Annotated in this window: 13 protein-coding genes; 9 read left to right on the forward strand and 4 right to left on the reverse strand. The window is 73.6% G+C overall.

Features of this window, described 5'->3' with window-relative positions; genetic code table 11:
- The first annotated feature begins 69 nt into the window (after window positions 1–69).
- From CLV43_RS23595 to CLV43_RS23620, 6 genes are all read left to right on the forward strand, one after another.
- The gene (locus CLV43_RS23595) at window positions 70–1,272 is read left to right on the forward strand and encodes a cytochrome P450 (RefSeq protein WP_245886883.1); all 1,203 of its coding nucleotides are present in this window, start codon (window positions 70–72) and stop codon (window positions 1,270–1,272) included.
- Between the two features lie 129 nt (window positions 1,273–1,401).
- Window positions 1,402–2,631: a 4-hydroxybenzoate 3-monooxygenase gene (locus CLV43_RS23600; RefSeq protein ID WP_245886885.1), complete on the forward strand. Its 1,230-nt coding sequence runs from the start codon at window positions 1,402–1,404 to the stop codon at window positions 2,629–2,631.
- A gap of 15 nt (window positions 2,632–2,646) precedes the next feature.
- Entirely contained in the window at window positions 2,647–4,299 is a 1,653-nt protein-coding gene (locus tag CLV43_RS23605; protein ID WP_106189461.1) for a methyltransferase, read from the forward strand.
- A 469-nt stretch (window positions 4,300–4,768) separates the two neighbouring features.
- The gene (locus CLV43_RS23610; protein WP_106189462.1) at window positions 4,769–5,464 is read left to right on the forward strand and encodes a GntR family transcriptional regulator; all 696 of its coding nucleotides are present in this window, start codon (window positions 4,769–4,771) and stop codon (window positions 5,462–5,464) included.
- Window positions 5,465–5,469: 5 nt separating this feature from the next.
- Window positions 5,470–6,681, forward strand: coding sequence for an MFS transporter (locus tag CLV43_RS23615; RefSeq protein ID WP_245886888.1), 1,212 nt, complete (start codon window positions 5,470–5,472; stop codon window positions 6,679–6,681).
- A 127-nt stretch (window positions 6,682–6,808) separates the two neighbouring features.
- Complete coding sequence (locus CLV43_RS23620; RefSeq protein WP_170155979.1) at window positions 6,809–10,201, forward strand: DUF4132 domain-containing protein; 3,393 nt, start codon at window positions 6,809–6,811, stop codon at window positions 10,199–10,201.
- A gap of 65 nt (window positions 10,202–10,266) precedes the next feature.
- Here the strand turns inward: CLV43_RS23620 and CLV43_RS23625 are convergent, their stop codons facing one another.
- On the reverse strand, window positions 10,267–11,001 hold the full coding sequence (locus CLV43_RS23625) for a hypothetical protein (protein WP_106189465.1): 735 nt from the start codon (window positions 10,999–11,001) through the stop codon (window positions 10,267–10,269).
- Between the two features lie 140 nt (window positions 11,002–11,141).
- Entirely contained in the window at window positions 11,142–11,921 is a 780-nt protein-coding gene (locus CLV43_RS23630; RefSeq protein WP_106189466.1) for an SDR family NAD(P)-dependent oxidoreductase, read from the reverse strand.
- A gap of 370 nt (window positions 11,922–12,291) precedes the next feature.
- On the opposite strand from CLV43_RS23630, the gene CLV43_RS23635 reads away from it, so the two are divergent.
- Both CLV43_RS23635 and CLV43_RS23640 read left to right on the forward strand, forming a co-directional pair.
- Entirely contained in the window at window positions 12,292–13,089 is a 798-nt protein-coding gene (locus CLV43_RS23635) for a GAF and ANTAR domain-containing protein (protein ID WP_106189467.1), read from the forward strand.
- A 132-nt stretch (window positions 13,090–13,221) separates the two neighbouring features.
- Window positions 13,222–13,677, forward strand: coding sequence for a GNAT family N-acetyltransferase (locus CLV43_RS23640; protein ID WP_245886953.1), 456 nt, complete (start codon window positions 13,222–13,224; stop codon window positions 13,675–13,677).
- Window positions 13,678–13,683: 6 nt separating this feature from the next.
- Here the strand turns inward: CLV43_RS23640 and CLV43_RS23645 are convergent, their stop codons facing one another.
- Window positions 13,684–14,028 (reverse strand): DUF6292 family protein, encoded by a 345-nt coding sequence (locus CLV43_RS23645; protein WP_106189468.1) that lies wholly within the window; start codon window positions 14,026–14,028, stop codon window positions 13,684–13,686.
- Window positions 14,029–14,259: 231 nt separating this feature from the next.
- Here CLV43_RS23645 and CLV43_RS23650 point away from each other — a divergent pair, with 231 nt between their 5' ends.
- Window positions 14,260–15,336 (forward strand): carboxylate-amine ligase, encoded by a 1,077-nt coding sequence (locus CLV43_RS23650; protein WP_106189802.1) that lies wholly within the window; start codon window positions 14,260–14,262, stop codon window positions 15,334–15,336.
- 9 nt (window positions 15,337–15,345) lie between these two features.
- On the opposite strand, the gene CLV43_RS23655 is transcribed toward CLV43_RS23650, so the two are convergent.
- On the reverse strand, window positions 15,346–17,979 hold the full coding sequence (locus CLV43_RS23655) for a SpoIIE family protein phosphatase (RefSeq protein WP_245886890.1): 2,634 nt from the start codon (window positions 17,977–17,979) through the stop codon (window positions 15,346–15,348).
- Between the last annotated feature and the right edge of the window lie 6 nt (window positions 17,980–17,985).

Raw genomic sequence — 17,985 nt, forward strand, 5'->3', positions numbered from 1 at the left:
CCCGTTCCGGCGGTCTCGCCACGGGGTGTCGCACTTGGCTCGGAATGCGGTTCCACCCAGGAGGAACACGTGGACATCACTCGACCCGAACCCCTGTCCTACCCGTTCAACCGGTCGGACACCCTCGAGCTCGACGAGCGCTACGCCAGACTGCGCGCGGAAGAGCCCATGGCACGGGTGAAGCTCGCCTACGGCGACGAAGCCTGGCTCGCCACCAGGTACGCGGACGCGCGGTTCGTCTTAGGCGACGCGCGCTTCAGCCGCGTGACACCACCCGGCCGCGACGAGCCGAGGCTGGGTGAGCAGACCCTGGCGGCCGGGATGCTGTCGATGGACCCGCCGGAGCAGACCAGGATCCGCCGCCTGGCCACGAAGGCGTTCACCAACCGCAGCGTCGAGTCGCTGCGCCAGGTCGCCGTCGAGGTCGCCGACGGGCTCGTCACCACCATGGTCGAGAAGGGGCCGCCGGTCGACCTGGTCAGCGCGTTCGCCCTGCCCCTGCCGGTGACCGTCATCTGCACCCTGCTCGGCGTCCCGGTCGACGACCACCCGCTGTTCGCCGAGTGGTCCGAGGGCTTCCTGTCCGCGACCGGCCTCAGCCCCGCGAAGATCGCCGAGTACCAGGGCAACCTGTGGCAGTACATGGCCACCCTGCTCGCCGAGCGCACCACCGACCCGAAGGACGACCTGCTCAGCGCGCTGGCCCAGGTGCGGGAGAACGACGACCGCTTCACCGGGCAGGAGATCCTCCAGCTCTCCGCGGGCCTGCTCGCCGCCGGGCACGAGACGACGATGAGCCAGATCCCCAACTTCGTCCTCACGCTCATCGAGCACCCCGCGGAGATGGCCAGGATCAGGGAGAACCCGGACATCATCCCGCAGGCGGTCGAGGAGCTGATGCGCTACATCCCGCTCGGCCTCGGCTCCGCGTTCCCGCGCTACGCCAAGGAGGACATCGAGGTCGGCGGCGTGCTGGTCAGGCAGGGCGAGGCCGTCCTGGCCGCGATCGGGTCGGCCAACCGCGACGAGTCCGCGTTCCCGCACGCCGATACCCTCGACGTCACCAGGAAGAGCGGCCCGCACATCGGCTTCAGCCACGGCGCGCACCACTGCCTCGGCGCCCCGCTCGCCCGCATGGAGCTGCAGGTCGCGCTCTCCACCCTGCTGGGCCGCCTCCCGGACCTCCGCCTCGCCGTGCCCGTCGACGGGCTGCGCTGGAAGGAGGGCGGCTTCATGCGCCGGATGACCGAGATGCCGGTCGCCTGGGGGTAGCCCGCCCGAGCCCGACCGCGCCTCCGGCCCCTCCGCCGTCCTCTTCGGACCGGGTCGTCCAACACGATGGAGTGGTCATCTCCTCCGTGTCGGCGAGCCGCAGGCACCCGCCGCTGCCGGTGAGGTCCAGTGCTGCCGCACAGGGACCCGCCGCAGTGGCGCGCGGGAGCGGAGAAGGGACCGGAAGGCGTGGTCGACGACACACCCGTGCTCATCGTGGGCGCGGGGCCGGCGGGGTTGGTGCTGGGAAACCTGTTGCTGGCGGCGGGGATCAGGACCGTGGTGGTGGAGCGGTCCGGCCGCGAACAGGTGCAGGCCAGGGCGAGAGCGGGGTTCCTCGGCCCGCACAGCGCGAGGGTGCTGGCCGGGAACGGGCTCGGCGCCGGGATGCTCCACAAAGGACGATCGCACGGCGTGTGCGCGTTCCGCGCCGGGAACGGTGAGTTCGAGCTGGACTACTCCCGGCTCGGCCGCGGCGAGGCGCACACCGTCTACCCGCAGCAGGACCTGGTCACCGACCTGGTCGCGGAGTACCTGGACAGGGGCGGTGACCTGCGGTTCGGCGTCACGGTCACGGACGTCGACCCGCGCACGGGCGCGGTCGGCTACCGCGACGCCGACGGCACGGGCCGGGTCACGGGCCGGTTCGTCGCCGGGTGCGACGGCGGCAACGGAGCCACCCGGCGGGCCATGCCGGAGTCGGTGACCCGGCACCGCCAGGACCACGGGGTGGCCTGGCTGGCGGTGCTCGCCGAGGCACCGCAGAGCATGGCGGCGGTCACCTACGCCATCCACGACGACGGGTTCGCGGGCCACATGGCCCGCGGCCCCGAGGTGACGCGCTACTACCTCCAGGTCCCGCCGGACGACGATCCGCGGGCCTGGACGGACGACCGGATCTGGGCCGCGCTGGAGACCCGGATGCGGACCGGCGAGTTCGGCCCGCTGCGCCGGGGCCCGATCACCGAACGCCGGATCGTGCACCTGCGCTCCGAGGTCGTCGACCCCATCCAGCACGAGCGGCTGTTCCTCGTCGGCGATGCGGCCAGCCTGATCAGCCCGTCGGCGGCCAAGGGCGCCAACCTGGCGATCATGGAGGCCGAGCTGCTGGCCCGCGCGCTGGCCGACGCGCTCGTGCGCGACGACCACGGCGCGCTCGCCGAGTACTCCCGGACCTGCCTGCCGCGCATCTGGCGGGCGCAGGAGTTCTCCCGCTGGATGATCGAGCTCCTGCACGGCCCGGCGGCCGCCTCCGCCGACGCGGACTTCCAGCGCGCACTGCGCCACGCCCGGCTCGACAGCCTGCGCGAGTCCCACGCCCACCAGAACTTCTTCGCCGAGCACTACGTCGGCATCTGACCACCGGGAAGAACCATGATCGCGACAACAACACCCGTGCTCGCCACAGCGGACCTCGCCCGCGTCACCGCGGCGATCGACCTGCTCGGCGCCAACGACACCGCGTCGGTGCTCGCCGCCGCCCTGCCGTCGTTGGACGAGGACCACCGAGCCGCTGTGGCGGGCCACGTCACCGTCGACCACGTAGCCCTGCTGATCTTCCCCGAGACCCTCGACGGCCTGGCCGAGGAGCTGGCCGAGCACGGCGTCCGGGTGGGCGGGATGGCGCCCAGCGTCGTCGTCCGCGAACGGCTGGCCCACCGGTACGGCGTGCCGCCGCACGAGCTGCGAGTCGGCATCCTGCGCGCCTGCGCCACCGACCGCACCGGCCTGCCCCGCCAGGTCGAGATCTTCGCGATGGTCACACCGCCGGAGCTGGCGCACATCGCCGACGACGAACGCGCGCACGGCAGGGAGAACCACTTCGCGCTGACCGTCCGCCGGCCGGACCCCGTTCTGCTGCAAGGACTCCGCACCGCCATCCGCACCGCGATGCGCCCGGACGGGGGCGGGTACAACGGGTACGAGAACTCCACCGTCCTCTACTTCCGCGACGCGCACGGCACCGACCCGTCGTTCCGCAGGCTGGAGCTGGTCTGCGCGGGCCGGTTCGCCGAGCTGCTGGCCACGCACCGGCGCGAGTCGTGCGCGGGTACCGGGCTGCTGCGCCTGCTGACCGGCGCGTGGGCGACGCAGGCCCTCGCGACCGCCGCCGAGCTGCGGCTGCTCGACCACCTCGACACGACCGGCGACCTGCCGGGCCTCGCCGCCGCCACCGGGACCGACGAGCACAGCCTGGGCAGGCTGCTGCGCTACCTGGACGGGCTCGGTGTGGTGCACACCTCGGGAACCCGGTACTGCCCCACCGAGCTCGGCGAGCTGCTGCGCTCCGATGTGGACGGTTCGATGCGGTCGCTCGCGCAGATGTACGGCGGCCCGTTCTACCAGTCGTTCGGCGCGCTCACCGAGGCCGTCCGCAGCGGTGACGAGGGCTACGCGAAGGTCTTCGGCGCCCACCACTTCGCGCACCTGGCCGCCGACCCCGACCTCGCCGACCTGTTCCACCGGTCCATGGCCGCCAGCAACGCCATGTTCGCCGGTGTCACCAGGGTCTTCGACTTCTCCGCCGCGCGCACGGTCGTCGACGTGGCGGGTGGCAACGGCGAGCTGCTGTCCCGCGTCCTGCGCGCCAACCCGGCGCTGCACGGCGTGCTGATGGACCGCCCGCACGCGTTGACGGCCGCGGAGGCCCACCTGGCCGACCTCGCCGACCGCGTCACCCTGGTCCCCGGCGACTTCACCGAGTCCGTCCCCGACACCGGCGACGTCTACCTGCTGTCCCGCGTGCTGCACGACTGGGACGACGAACGGTGCCGCGCCATCCTGGCCACGTTCGCACGGGACCTGCCCGCGCACGCGGAGCTGCTGGTGGTCGAACGCCTGCTGCCGGAGCCGGGCGGTCCGGAGTCCCTGGCCGTGCCGTGGGACGTCCACATGCTGTGCAACACCGGCGGCCGCGAACGCACCGCCTCCCACTACCGGGCACTGCTCGCCGAGGCGGGCTTCGAGGTCGTCGAGACCCATCCGCTCCCGCTGGACGCCCACCTCGTGCACGCCCGCCGCCGCTGAGCCCACCGGGTGGGCGGATCCCCGCCGCGACAAGGGGGAACCGCCCACCCGCTGGGCTCGTCCGCCAGGACAGGGGACTGAGGCCGAAGCCGCCGTCGGCGACGCTCTCGGAGCCGGCGGCGAAGCGGGCCTGGTGGGAGGGGCGAAGAAGAGTTCCGAGCGCACCTGGCCTCGACTGGCTGACGAGAGCAGAAAGGTGAGTGACCCACTTCAGAGTGCGGCCTACCCAAGGTTGTGGACCGTGAAGGTGGTTCCGACCGGCGCGACCGCTTTCGTCGGCTCCGAGGTGTTGCGCCTGCTCGCCTGGATCGAACGGCCGGCGCGGACGCTGCCCCGAGCGTCGGATAGGCGCTAGCCGAAGGTTATAACCTCGTTCACCCACGTTTAACCAGCTAGAGCCATCACATTCGATGGTGGAGTCATCCCACCTCGGGGTAGGTTATAACCAAGCCGCGAGGGAGGACCTGTGATGGCGGAGCCCGCCGAGCCGTTCACGACGAAGAGCGACTTCGCGTACGCGACCCTGCGCGAGAAGATCCTGTCCGGCGAGTTCGGGCCGGGGGAGGTGCTCAACCAGGCGACGTTGGCGCGCACGATCGGCATCAGCACGACTCCCCTGCGCGAGGGGCTGCGGCGGTTGAAGGCCGAGGGGCTGGTGGAGCTCGACGCACACCGCGACGCCCGCGTCGCGGAGCTGACCGCGGAGGAGGCGCGTGACCTGCTGGAGCTGCGCGGGTCGCTCGACCCGTTGGCCGTCGCGTTGGCGGCGCAGCGCCGCACCAAGGCCGACATCCAGGAGATCCGGGCGGCGGCGCGCGGGCTGGAGCCCTTGCCGAGCAACCCGGCGGTGGACGACCTGGTGGCGCACCGGCGGTTCCACGCCGCGCTGTACCGGGCGTCGCACAACGACCTGCTGATCGCCACCCTCGACGGCCTGTGGGACAAGGCGGACCGCTACCGCAGGCTCGCGCTGGAGGACGTGCGCGGCGAGGAGGAGCGCGAGCGGACGGCCACCGAGCACGAGCTTCTGGTGGAGCACGTCGTCGCGGGTGACTCCGACGCGGCCGCGGCCGTGATGCACCGGCACGTCACCGCCAGTCTCGGGGCGAAGGCCGCGGCACGACTGGGCGTGCGCCCGGTCGCGACACCGCGCGCCCTGTCCTGACCGGCGTGGACGGCGAGCGCGGGCCCGCGCGCGGGATGCTGGCACTGCTGCTCGCGCACACCGTGCTCGTCCAGCTCGTGACGTTCGTGCTGCGCCCCACCTCCACCTACCGCGCCTTGGAGCTGGGTGTGCCGTCGGCGTGGCTGGGTGTGCTCTCGGCGGCGTTCGCGGTGGCTCCGCTGCTGCTGGCCATCCCGTCCGGGCAGGCCGTCGACCGGCTCGGTGAACGCCGGGTGCTGCTCGCGGGCGCGGTGCTGGTGTGCGCCTCGGCCGGGGTGTTCGAGTTCCTCGGCGACGGTGTGGTCGGACTGCTGGTCGGCAGCGTGCTGCTGGGCACCGGGCACCTGTGCTCCGTCGTCGCGCAGCAGGCGCTGGTCGCGAACGTGACCGCGCCGCACCGCTACGACGCCGCGTTCGGCTACTACACGTTCGCCGCCTCGCTGGGCCAGGCCGTGGGGCCGGGGCTGATCCTGCTGTTCGGCGGTGACCGGACGATCCCGCACACCGACACCATCTTCGGCGTGACGATCGCGATCACCTTCGTGCTGCTGGGTGTCACGGTCGCGTTGCGTCCGCCCGCCACCGCCCGTCCGGCCGCTGTGGACGGTGAACCGGCCGGTCTGCGCGACCTGCTGCGCCGCCCCGGACTCCTGCGAGCCCTCACCGTGAGCTGCGTGGTGATCGCGGCCGTGGACATCACCCTGGTGTACCTGCCCGCGCTGGGCGCGGAACGCGGGATCGCCTCCGGTGTGGTCGGGGTGCTGCTCACCCTGCGTGCGGTGGCGTCGATGGGGTCCAGGCTGTTCCTCGGCAGGCTCGCGGCCTGGCTCGGTCGACGCGTGCTGCTGGTGGGCAGCATCGCGCTGTCCGCCCTCGGCCTCCTCGCGGCGGCCGTCCCGATGCCGGTCTGGCTGCTCGGCCTGGTCGTCCTCGCCATCGGCCTCGGCCTCGGCGTGGGCCAGCCGCTGACGATGTCCTGGCTCGCGGAGTCGACCCCGCCGGGCCTGCGCGGCCGCGCGATGTCGTTGCGGCTCACCGGCAACCGCGTCGGCCAGGTCGTCGTCCCCAGTGCGGCGGGCCTGCTAGCGGCGGGGACAGGGGCCTCCGGCGTCCTGGTCCTGACCGCCGTGGGACTGACCGCCGCCGGGATCGCCGCGGCACGACTCCGGCAGAGCGACCGCCCGCCGACCGACGACGGGGACACGCGCGCGTCGTGATCGCCTTGGCCGCGCCTCGCCGATGTGGCGGTCGGAGCTGGTCCACTGCGCGCGGTGGTCCACATGTCGGTTCTTGTCGGACCCCCGCAATAGGGTCTGCGGCACCGACTGGAGTGGGGAGCATGGCGTGCGCAGGTGGCAGCTCGTTGGTGACGGCGTGGCGGAGTTCTGGGAAGTCGCGGTCGACGGGTCGCAGGTGACCGTCCGATGTGGACGGTTGGGCACGGCGGGCAGTTCCGGGACCATGTCCTTCGACTCCGCGGCGGCGGCGTCCGCGCACGTCGAGGAGCTGGTCGCCGGGAAGGAGAAGGAGGGCTACACGAGCGTGCCCGCCTTCACGATGCCCGCCGAGTGGCGACGGCACGTGCACGTGCGGCGCGGCGGCGGGCTGCTCGGTGACGCGGTCGTCGCGGCGGACGCCGTGCAGGGTGAGCGGGAGGCGCTGGCCGAGCGGCTGCCGACGGTGGAGGCGGTGCTGGCCGACCCGGCGAGCGAGCCGGACCTGGTCGCCGCGGCCCGCGCCCACCTGGCCGGTGAGCCGACTCCGCTGGGCGCGGCGGTGCTGGGTGTGCTGCTGGGATCCGAGCCGCGGTCGGCCGACGCGTGGGTGCTGGAGCACGGGCTTGCGTTCGCCGCGTGCGCGGCCGTCGAGACGCACGGCGTCGAGCTGCACCGCAACGACTACGGGAAGGTGGCGTCCCACCTGCGACGGCTGCCGCTGGAGCACCGCTTCGACACCGCGAGCGTGCGGAGGGTGCGGGCGCTGCTGGCGGTGGCGTCCGACGAGGAGCGCGAACCCGCGATGGCGGCCGTGCGGGACGGGCGCGTCGACCTCCGCGCGACGCTGGCCGCCACGTACCTGTTCCCCGACCGGCAGGACTGGGTCGACGAGGCGTTCGACGAGATCGAGCGGACGAACCTCCCTTGGTACCGGCGCGGGGCCGCCTACGGGCTGCTGTCGTACTCCTGCGGCACGGCCGACCGGCTGCGCCGGGTGCTGGCGGTCGACGGGGTGAAGGGGTACTTCGCCACCAGGGACGCCGTGTGCACGGCGGTCGACGGCATCGGTCCCGACGTCGTGCCGGTGCTCGCCGCGCTGCTGGACTTGGACCTCGAAGGCGACTTCCGGGACCTGCTCCTGGCGACGCTGGCCGAGTTCCCGACCGCCGAGGCGTTCGACGGGCTGCTGGTCCGGCTCAAGACCAAGCGGGCGCTGCCGACCGTGCTCGACATGGCCCGCCGCCACCCGGTGGTGGCGCTGGAGCGGTTCGTCGCGGCCAAGGCGCCGCAGGTCGCACCGCTGCTGGAACGGCACCTCAGGAGCCATCCCGACCTGGCCGACCGCGTCGACCTCCCCGAGGACGTGCGGGCGTTCGTCGACCGGACGCGCGCGGCGAAGGCGGGTGTCGAGGACGCGCCGGTGGACGCGCTGCCCGCCGTCCTGGTCGACCCGCCGTGGGTGGTGAAGGACCCGCCCAAGCCCGCGAAACCCGTGGTGCTCAGGGGGATCACGGCGCCCGACCTCCGGGCGGTCGAGTGGGAGCCCGGTGAGCGGGACGCGTGGACCAGGCAGTTCGCCTTCCCCCGCCCGGACGAGGACTGGTCGGCGCGGATCGACGCGTACCGCGCGGGCGAGCTCGACGTCCAGCAGCAGATCGGCCTGTTCGTGCACGGTCCGGTGGAGGAGCTGCGCCCGCTGGTGCCGGGGTTCGACTGCTCCCGGTGGTACCGGTCGGCCTCGCTGGCCAAGGTGGTCGTGGCCCGCTTCGAGGTCGACGCCATCCCGAACGCGCTGGCCCTGGCCCCCGCGCTGAAGGGCGACCAGGACGGGCTGCTGCTCCCGCTGGTGTCGCTGGAGACGGCGAGGCTGGTGGCGCAGTGGCTGGTGAAGCTGAAGTCCACCCGCGACCTCTGCGTCGCGTGGCTCACGCGCAACCCCGTGCACGCCGCCCGTTTCCTGGTGCCCGACGCGGTGGGGCCCACGGGTGCGGCGCGCCGGGCCGCGGAGGCCGCGCTGCGGGTCATCCCGGACCAGGCCGCGGACGTGGCGCGCGAGTACGGGCCCGAGGCCGCCAAGGTGGTCGCCGACCTGCTCGCGACGGAGGTCGTGGTGCCGGTGAAGGCCCCCGCGCTCGGCAAGTGGGTCGACCTGGACGTGCTGCCCCCGGTGCTGCTGCGCGGGACGAGGCAGGCGCTGCCCGCCGCGGTGGTGCCCACCCTGTTGACCCTGCTGGCGTTGAGCGGGCCGGACGACGGTCACGCCGACGTGCGGGCCGTGCGCGAGGCCTGTGACGAGGAGTCGCTGGCGCGGTTCGCGTGGGAGCTGTTCGAGGTGTGGCGCACCAACGGGATGCCGCCCAAGGACGGCTGGGTGTTCACCGCGCTCGGCGTGCTGGGCGACGACGAGGTGGCCCGCGGGCTGGTGCCGCTGATCCGCGCGTGGCCCGGTGAGGCGCAGCACGCCCGCGCGGTGACCGGGCTCGACGTGCTGGCCGCGATCGGCACCGACACCGCGTTGGCGGGGCTGAACAGCATCGCGCAGCGGGTGAAGTTCGGCGGGATCAAGAACAGGGCGCGGCAGAAGGTCGACGAGGTCGCCGCCGCGATGGGGCTCACCGCCGAGGAGCTGGGCGACCGGCTCGTCCCGGACCTCGGGCTCGACGACGCGGCGACGCTGGTGGTCGACTACGGGACCCGGCGGTTCACCGTCGGGTTCGACGAGCAGCTGCGGCCGTTCGTGCTGGACGCGTCCGGCAAGCGGCTCAAGGACCTGCCGAAGCCGGGGGCGAAGGACGGTGAGCGGGCCGCGGCGGAGCACAAGCGGTTCGCGCAGCTGAAGAAGGACGTGCGGACGATCGCCGGCGACCAGGTCGTCCGGCTGGAACGGGCGATGGTCCTGGTGCGCCGGTGGCCCGCCGAGCGGTTCCGGACCCTGCTGGTCGGGCACCCGCTGCTGCGGCACCTGGTCCGGCGGCTGGTGTGGGTGACCGAGGACGGGCACTCGTTCCGGGTGGCCGAGGACGGCACCTTCGCCGACGTGCGCGACGAGGTGTTCGCGCTGGCGGACGACGCGGTGGTCGGCGTGGCGCACCCGGTTCACCTCGGCGACGACGTGGCCGCGTGGGCGGAGCTGTTCGCCGACTACGAGATCCTCCAGCCGTTCGTGCAGCTGGGGCGGCCGGTGTTCCGGTTCACCGAGGCCGAGCTGACCTCCAGGGTGCTCGACAGGTTCACGGGCGTGCAGGTGGAGGTGGGCAGGCTGTTCGCGTTGACCAGGGGCGCGTGGCAGCGCGGGGCGCCGATGGACGCCGGCATCGAGAACGAGATCATCCGACCGCTGCCCGGCGGCGGCACGGTCGAGGCGGCCCTGGATCCGGGAATCCCGGTCGGCACACCGGACGAGCTCGGCCCCCAGACCCTGCGCGAGGTCGCGCTCTTCCGCGGCCGGAGGACGTTCGCCGAACTGGACCCGGTCACCGCGTCGGAACTGCTGGCCGAGCTTGCTTCCCTGACCGATTGAGCCGCGGCACGGGGGTCCGGTGCTTGCCGGGCCTCCGGCCACGCCGTCGCCGTGGTCCGGGCCCGCTAGCGCCCGATCCGGCGCAGCTCCACCGCCACCCGCACGGTGGTCGGCCTGGTCGCGGGTCTGGTCGGGGACGCGGAGGTGATCGCGACCGTGCCGACCGTGGCCGACGTGCGCACGCAGAAGACGTCACCGGGCACGAACGGCAGGAACCCCGTCGTGTAACCGGTGTCCGGGCACGAGCGGGGGTCCGCGGACGTCACCCCGAGGATCTCGACGCCCTTGTTGGCCCCGATGTCGTAGTGCGCGGCCTGCCCCGGCGTGCACCCGGTCGACCGGTCCTCGACCTCGCGGCAACCCAGGTCGACGTCCCACGCGGCCCCGGTGTCCTCGACCGCGTTCGCGTTGTCCAGGTCGAGGAACTGGTGCGGGACGCCCCACGTCTTGAAGGGCATCACGTACTCCGCCGCCGAGGCGTTCGCGGTCGTCGTGGTGGATGTCGTGGCGGGTTGGCCGGTCGAGCTGGACACGTCGGTGACCGGCGCGGGAACCGGGGACGTCGAGGCGGTCGCGGTGGTGGTCGGGGCGGTCGACCGCGTCAACGCCAGCGTCACCGCCGCGGCGGCCAGCACGAGCGCCACGACCGCCGCCACCGCCACCCCGCGTGACCCCGACCCGTTCACGAGGACATCACCGGACACGGTGCCCACCTGCAACGACTGCCCGCTCACCTGGCCCGTCAGCGAGTTGACCGGCGGTTCCCGGTCGGCACCGCCGGACTCTTCTTCCGGTTCCACTTCCGCCACGTCGCTCCGACCCGCCGCCGATGACCAGGGCGGCCGAACTTACCCGACGCGGGAAAGCGTTCCGCCGCAACGGTCGCAAGTCCACGGCACCAGGAATACCCGCTGGGCCAAGGGTTTGCGGGCCCAGGGGGTCAGGAGGTCCGGTACCGGGTGGCGAGGGTGGGGCTCTGGGCTGTGAAGGCGGACAGCTCGGCGGTGAAGACGGTGTCCAGGAGGGTGGTGTCCTCGATGCCGGGGGCGCAGACGACCTCGCCGAGTTCGAGGCCGCGAAGGGACGCGGTGACGACGTCGGTGGCGCTCATCCGGGGGACGGTGCTCAGGTCGAGGCCCTGGCGGGTGTGGAACTCGGTGGCGACGACGCCGGGGCAGACGACCTGGACCCGGACGCCGGTACCTTCGAGCTCGGCGCTGAGGGTCTGGGACAGGGTGACGAGGTGGGCGAGCGAGCCCGCGTAGACGGCGCGTCGGGGCATCTGGGTGTGCGGGGCTGGGCCGCTGAACGCGATCATGCCCGCGACGTTGACGACCGCCCCGGTGCCGCGGGCCAGCATGCCCGGCACGGCGGCGCGGGTCAGCATGGTCGGGGCGACGACCTTCACGTGGACGAGCTCCCGCGCCTTGTCCGCGGGCAGGTCGGCGAGCGGCATGTAGTGGGCGACACCGGCGTTGTTGACCAGCATCGTCAACGGTCGGGACGAGCACACCTCGGCGACCGCCTCGACACCCCGCTCGGTCGCCAGGTCCGCGGCCAGCGGTTCGACGTCCACAAAGGACAGCGAGGCGGCGAGCTCGTCGAGGCGGTCCTCCCGCCTGCCCACGACGACCAGGTCGTAGCCGTCGGCCGCCAGCCGCTCGGCGAACGCCTTGCCGATGCCGGAGGACGCGCCGGTCACCAGTGCGAGCTTGTCCATCGGGATGACTCCTTGTCCACGCGTCGACCGCGGTGCCCGGCCCGGTCCACGTCGGTCGTGGGGCCGCGGCGGTCGACGACGTCGAGCTTGCGCCCGGTCGTGCCGCCCGACCAGTGCCCTGGCCGGCCGGGGGAGTGGCAGGACCCCCTCAAGACGACACCTTTAGTCCACTGTGGACAGTCTGCTGTGACGACGGCGACAGTCGCCTCCACCGCGGGGGTGCTCGCGGCGGTGGTCGGGGTAGGCTTCCCGCGCGGTGGTGCGACGCGTGGTTCCGGCCCGTGTCGCGTGTTCAGCAGCGAGCGGATGCCGTGACCAGTCCCGGGGCGGGAGTCCGTCCGGGGAACCCGTCTGCTGAACAGGGGACCGCGTGTCCGACGAACTCGAGTGGGAGCAGGACAAGTCCCGTTTCGTCGAGGAGACCGACGAGGTCGCGCGACCCGCGTCGAGCCCGCTGGTGCGGCAGCTCGCCCGGCTCACCAGGTCCCTGCTGGACGCGCCGTCCGTGGCGCACGTCCTGGACCGCGTCGTGTTCGCGGCTCTCGAGGCGATCCCCGCCGCGAGCGTCGTGAGCGTGACGCTGCGCGCCCCGGACGGCACGTTCCACACCCCGGTGCAGACCGACCCGCTGGCCGACGAGATCGACCGGATCCAGTACGCCACCGGTGAAGGGCCCTGCGTGGACATGGCGCGCATGCCGGGTCCGGGGATCGCGGAGAGCGACGACCTGGCCCGCGACCCGAAGTGGCCGACGTTCGGCCCCGCCTCCGCCGCGCACGGCATGCACTCGCTGTTGTCGACGACGCTGATGCCCGACTCCCGTCCGCCGTTGCTGTCGGGCGCGCTCAACGTGTACTCGGCGAGGACGGCGGCGTTCACCGCGGCCGACCGCGACACCGCGCTGCTGCTGGCCACCCACGGCTCGCTGGCGCTGGCCGCGACCAGGGCGGTCACCGCCGCCGACCTCAAGCTGGAGCACCTGCGCAGGGCGGTCGACTCGCGTGACGTCATCGGCCAGGCCAAGGGCATCCTCATGCACCGCAGGGGGATCACCGCCGACGAGGCGTTCGACACCCTGCGCTCGACCTCCCAGCGGCTCAACGTCAAGCTCGCCGACCTGGCCACCACGTTCGCCGCCCGCCACGAGGAGATCGACCTGCCCTCCTAGGGGGCAGGGGTGGTGCGCAGGCGGTCGTGAACACCAGGCGAAGACAGGCCCACCGGCGCGCCGCTCGGTACTGTCGATCGTGACCGGGAGCGGGGTTCGGTGCTCGGGTGGCAGGAGGGCCTCTTGGGTGACGTGTGGGAGTTCAGGCAGGCGACGGCGGAGGACGCCGGGTGGCTGGCCGACCTGAAGGTCGAGGTCATGCGGCCGGATCTCGAACGGCTGGGCTACTGGGACCCGCCGTGGGCGCGGGACCGGTTCCTGGCGGCGTTCGTGCCCGCGAACACGCTGGTCGTCGTCCTGGACGATGAGGACGTCGGGTGCGTCGCCGTCCGGGAGGAGCCGGACGCGCGGTGGCTGGAGCACTTCTACCTGTCGCCGTCGGTGCAGGGGCGCGGCCTGGGCAGCGGGGTGCTGGCGGCCGTCCTGGAGCGGTGCGCGCCCGACCTTCCGGTGCGGCTGTCCATCAACCGGGGCAGCCGGGTCCGGGCGCTCTACGAACGGCACGGCTTCCGCCACGTCGAGGACCACGCCAACGGCGTCGACCTGATCTTCGAGCGCGACACCGCGGGGCCGGTCGCGGATACCTGAGTCGCCTCAGGCCGACTTGGGCAGTGCCCCGAAGTCGTCCACCAGGCCCGCGACCCACTCGGCGACCGCCGCCGGGGACGGGTCGACCTGGCCGCGGAGGTGGGCGATCTCCTGGAGACCCCGCCCGTCCGGCCGCTCGACCACCGCGGACCACCCGCGGCGCTCCCGCCAGACCAGGGCGAGGTCGTCGTCGGGGAAGGTGGGCACGTGCCCGTCGACGGCCAGGTACAGCGCGCCGGGTCGTTCGGACTCCACGCACCAGCTCTCGCCCGTCAGGCCCAGCGCCTCGCTGACCTGCCGGGCGTGCCTGCGCAGCTCCTGCGTTGCCTCGTAGTCGAAGTCGACATCCACAGCACGACCTGCCTCACCACGTGTCCGGAAAACGGAGGCGCCGACTGTTTGACGCGACCACGAGGTACCCAAGTGGACAGTCGGCCAATCCTGCACGTGGCGAAACGGGACGGTGACCGGGGAACAGGGGCCCAGTCGGGTTCGAACCGGCGCACGCGGTTATCCCCGAGCCATGGAGCAGAACGAACTTCCCGCGCGGGTGTCCGGGTGACCGGCCGCGGTGGTGTCACGATGGGTGTCGAGGAGGAGTTCCTGCTCGCGGACCGGACCACCCGGCTGACCGCGCCCCGAGCGCCCGCGGTGCTGGCACGGGTGGGTGCCGGTGGTCCTGGGCTGGTGCACGCCGAGCTGTTGACGTCGCAGGTGGAGGCGACCACCGGGGTGTGCGGTGACGCGGAGGAGCTGCGCGCGCACCTGGTGGCGGGGCGGGCGCGGCTGGTGGAGGCGGCCCGCGAGGAGGACTGCCTGCTGCTTGCCACGGGCATGCCGTGCCTGTCGGGTGCGGACGTCCGGAACACCCCCGGACCTCGGTTCGACGCGATCGCGGACCGGTACCGGGCGGTGGTGGACGACTACGAGTCGTGCGGTCTGCACGTGCACGTCGGGGTGCCCGACCGCGACACGGCGGTCGCCGTGGTCGACCACCTGCGACCGTGGCTGCCGACCCTGCTGGCGCTGTCGGTCAACTCCCCGTTCGGCGGCGGGCGCGACACCGGGTACGGCAGCTGGCGGGTGGTGCGCCAGTCGGCGTTCCCCGGTTTCGGCGTGCCGCCGCGGTTCGGGTCGGCGGCCGGGTACGACGCCGGGGTCGCGCGGCTGGTGGACTGCGGTGTGCTGGTCGACCCGCGGATGAGCTTCTGGCTGGCCCGGCCGTCGTCGGTGTTCCCCACGGTCGAGGTGCGCGCGGCCGACGCCGCGTTGACGGTCGACGGCGCCGTGCTGCAAGCGGTCCTGACCCGCGCGCTCGTGCGCACCGCGTTGGCCGACCTGGACCGGGGCGTCGAGGGGCCGGTGGTCGACGAGCAGGTCGCGGCCGCCGCGGTGTGGTCGGCCGCGCGGCACGGCGTCACCGGACCGGGTGTCGACGTGCTCGCGGGCCGGGCGGTACCGGTGGGTGACCTGGTGGCGGGGATGCTCGGCCACGTCGCGGCGGCGCTGGAGGACACGGGGGACGACGCCCTGGTGCGGAGGTTGCTCAAGGAGCTCGTGGCCGACGGGACGGGTGCCGAGCGGCAGCGTCGCGCGGCCGTCGGCGGCGGGGCGGCCGTGGTGGACCTCGTGGCGGAGGCGACGAGGGCCGGCGGCTGACCGGGGCGGTCACGGCGTGACGGGCACCGTGCGCACCGAGAGGTTGCTCCCCGTGGAGATCCCGTCGAGCCCCGAGAGCTCCAGGATCCGCGCGGGACCGCTGCCACGGGCCGCGGTCACGCCCAACGTGCCGTCCACGCGGGTGGCGGCCGCGGCCAGGTCGAGCAGCAGGGCGATGCCGGAGCTGCTCAGGTACCGCAACCGGGTCAGGTCGACCTCGACCCGCAGGTGCGCCGCGGCGGCGATCCGCGCCAGCAGCCCGGCCCGCACCTCCTGCACCTCCGCGAGGTCCAGGTCGCCGGTGAGCTCCAGCACCAGTCCCGCCCCGTCCGCGTCCGTCCGCGGCTGCTCCGGGGCGGGGTGCGACTCGGCGGGGAGCTCGGTCTTCTCGGGGGCGAGCCGGAAGCGCACGGTCGTGCCGGTGCCGTCACCGTGGTCGAAGGTCGAGCGTTCGGCCAGCGCCTTGATGATCTTCAGGCCGCGGCCCCTCGTCCCGTTGTCCGCGGGGACCGGGCGCCACCGGCCGTGGTCGCGCACCACCACGTCGACGCCGCCGGCGGTCGTGCGGGCGACCTCGTAGTCGAAGTCGCCGCCACCGTCGGGGTAGGCGTGGTCGACCGCGTTGGCCGCCGCCTCGCCGAGTGCCAGCTGGAGGTCGTCCACCGTGTCCGGAGCGAGACCGGCCTGCGCGGCCCACCCGTCGACCGCGCGCCGCATCACGCCGAGCTGGGCGGACTCCGCGGGCACGCCGAGCCCGCGCAAGGACGCGGGCAGGTAGCGCACGACGAGCAGCGCCACGTCGTCGTCGTGCCCGTCGGCCAGCATCGCGTCGGTGACGGCTCCGGTGAGCGCGTCCGGCGCGGACCCGCTACCTGCGCGCACCACGTCGAGGAGCCTGCCCAACCCGTCGTCGATGGGGACGTCGCGGCGTTCGACCAGCCCGTCGGTGTAGAGCACGATCGACGCACCCGGCGCCAGCAGCGCCGTCTCCTCGCGGTAGGTCGTCCGCCCGCGGACCCCCAGCACCGGTCCGGCCCGCCCCTCCAGGAACCGGGCTTCGCCGCCGTCGGCGAGCACAGGTGGCGGGTGCCCGGCCACGGCCCAGCGCAGCAGGCCGTTGGACCAGTCGAACGTCAGGCACGCGCACGTGCTGCCCGCCGCGCCGTTGACCCGCAGCGCGAAGGTGTCCAGGCGTTCCAGCGCCCCGGCGGGGGAGTGCCCGTCCAGCAGGTAGCTCGCGAGCGCGCTGCGCAGCTGCCCCATCACCGCGGCGGCGGTGGGTCCCTTGCCCACGACGTCGCCCACCGACAGCGCGACGGTGGAGTCCGCGATCTGGAGCACCTCGTACCAGTCGCCACCGGTCCGCCCGTACGTCGACGCGGGCAGGTACCGCGCGGACGCCGCCAGTCGCGGCAGGTCGGGCAGCCGCCGGGGGAGCAGGCTGCGCTGCAGGGTCTCGGCGATCTCGTGCTCGTGCCGCAGCAGCAGCTCCCGCTCGGCGTCGGCGCGCCGACGGGCCGTCACGTCCCGCGCGATGGCCTGCCACCCCGTGGGCGTGCCCTGGACGCCCAGCTCCAGCGAGAGCACGGTGCCGTCGGCGCGGCGGACGTCCCAGACGTCGGTGACCTCGGCCGACGGCCCGTCCAGCGCGTTCTCCGGGCCGGAGACAACGATGTCGGTCACCGACGTGCCCAGCAGCTCCGCGCGCTCGTAGCCGAGCAGCGCGCAGGCCGCCGGGTTGACCTCGACGAACCTCAGTCCGCGGTCGACGATCCAGATCCCGTCCGTGGCGCGCTCCACGAGCAGCCGGTAGCGCTGCTCGCTGTCGCGCAGCGCCCGGTCCGCGTGGGTCCGCTCCACCGACTCCCAGCAGCGGTTGACCACGGCCGCGACCAGGTCGACCTCCGCCGCCGTCCACTTCCGCGCGGTCGCCTGGTGCACCGCCATCGCCGCGGCGAACCGGCCGTTCTTCAGCAGCGGCAGGCAGATCACCGCGCGGATGCCGGTGACCTCGTAGGCGGCCAGGTCGTCGTCGCGCAGCCTGTCGTCGTCGAGGCTGTCGGCGACCACCCACGGCTCGCCCGCGCGCATGGCCCGCAGGCAGCCCTCGCCGAACTGGGACATCGCGAACCTCCCCGCCAGGTGCGGCAGGCCGGTGGCGTGGTCGCCGCTCATGACGAAGTGGTCCTCGTCGGCCTCGGTCCTGGCGTAGGCGCACCGGTCGGCGCCGAGGTGCCTGCCCAGCCGCCGCGTCGCCAGCGCCATGACGGCCTCGGCGTCGTCCAGCGCCTGCCATTCGCGTTCGAGGTCGGCGAGGAAGCGCCCGTCGGCGCCGGTGTCCGCCCGGACGCGCGCCACGACGGTGAGACCACCGTCGGGTGCCGTCGCGCAGACGAGGAAGACCGCGACGTCGTCGCCGTCGCCCCGCAGCGTCGTGTCGCCCGACCAGACCCGGTCGGCCGAGGCCAACGCCGCGGCCAGTGCCCCGTCGACCAGGAACCGGTCGAAGCGGGTCCCGGTGACGTCCGCGTCGGCCCCCAGGCCGAGCAGCGCCCGTCCCACCGGGTTCAGGTGCGCCAAGCGACCGTCGGGCCCGACGAAGGCGACGATGTCCGAGCCTTCCCCGACGTCCAGGTCTTCCACATCGCT

Origin of the sequence: Umezawaea tangerina (genome assembly GCF_003002815.1) — a bacterium.
Lineage (GTDB): Bacteria > Actinomycetota > Actinomycetes > Mycobacteriales > Pseudonocardiaceae > Umezawaea > Umezawaea tangerina.

Coding starts and splice junctions, on each gene's coding strand:
- CLV43_RS23605 (WP_106189461.1), top strand. CDS start 2,647: ATGATCGCGACAACAACACCCGTGCTCGCCACAGCGGACCTCGCCCGC.
- CLV43_RS23610 (WP_106189462.1), top strand. CDS start 4,769: ATGGCGGAGCCCGCCGAGCCGTTCACGACGAAGAGCGACTTCGCGTAC.
- CLV43_RS23630 (WP_106189466.1), bottom strand. CDS start 11,921: ATGGACAAGCTCGCACTGGTGACCGGCGCGTCCTCCGGCATCGGCAAG.
- CLV43_RS23650 (WP_106189802.1), top strand. CDS start 14,260: ATGGGTGTCGAGGAGGAGTTCCTGCTCGCGGACCGGACCACCCGGCTG.